We start from the raw sequence: 1,128 nt of genomic DNA, 5'->3' as shown, positions 1-1,128 counted from the left end.
GGATCAGGTTATCATGCCGAACCCGAATTCCTCTGGCACGGGGTTCCTTGATGTGTCCAGCTGGCTTCAAATGTTTGGCGAAGAAGGTGGCTGGGAATACATGGATGCGCTGCACGAGAATATTGCGCGCTACACCCATTCCGGCTCGAAGCCTTGCAAACTGGCGGCGGCGGGCGAGATCCCGATTGGTATTTCTTTTGCGTTCCGTGGGGCGAAATCCAAAGCTGATGGCGCACCGCTGGAAATCATTGTGCCTTCGGAAGGCGTCGGCTGGGACATGGAAGCAACCGCGATTGTGGCCGGCACTGCAAATCTGGAAGCCGCGCAGAAGCTGGTGGACTTCACCGTCACCAAAGAGGCCAACGAGATGTACAATACCGGCTATGCGGTCGTGGCGTATCCCGGCGTTGCAAAACCGGTTGAACACTTCCCAGAGGGTCTTCTGGATGCGATGATCAACAATGATTTCGAATATGCCGCCAACAATCGCGCGGCAATCCTGAAGGAATGGCAGTCTCGCTATGACGGAAAGTCTGAAGCGAAGTAATTCCATTGGCAGGAGGGGCTTTTGTGCCTCTCCTGCCCGCCACTCTCTTGTTCCCACCAACACAACCAACTCACCCGGCGCGCACCGGCCAGGATCGGTCGTGCCCGAGGTGCAGATGTGAGGACCTCTCCCGTGCTTCAGAAAACACCACCCGGTGAACTGTATCTCAGCATCCAGAATTTGTGGAAAGCGTTCGGCAGCTTTCTGGCACTCAAGGACATCTCTCTTGAAATCAAAGAAGGTGAATTCATTTGTTTCCTCGGCCCGTCCGGCTGCGGCAAGACCACCTTGTTGCGGGCGATTGCAGGGCTGGATCTGCAGACCAAGGGTACGATTATGCAGGATGGCAAGGACGTCTCCAACCTGCCTCCGTCCGAGCGCGATTTCGGGATTGTGTTCCAGTCCTATGCGCTGTTCCCGAACCTGACGATCGAAAAGAACATCGCATTTGGCCTTGAAAACACGGGCCGCAGCAAGTCGGATATCGCGGTTCGGGTGAGCGAGCTGCTGAACCTTGTTGGTCTGCCGGATCAGGGCAGGAAATACCCGGCGCAATTGTCCGGTGGCCAGCAGCAGAGGAT

General features: G+C 56.2%; 2 protein-coding genes. Both read left to right on the top strand.

Annotation, left to right across the window (positions count from 1 at the left end; genetic code table 11):
* Positions 1 to 547 (top strand): extracellular solute-binding protein (locus tag AC2FM5_RS19615; protein ID WP_496737654.1); only part of this gene is annotated, 547 nt, incomplete at its 5' end.
* 132 nt (positions 548 to 679) lie between these two features.
* Positions 680 to 1,128 (top strand): ATP-binding cassette domain-containing protein (locus AC2FM5_RS19610; RefSeq protein ID WP_496737652.1); only part of this gene is annotated, 449 nt, incomplete at its 3' end.

It is taken from the genome of Ruegeria sp. BHSA162 (assembly GCF_059613385.1).
The sequence above is the reverse complement of the archived record's forward strand: the minus strand, read 5'-3'. Positions and strand labels throughout refer to the sequence as shown.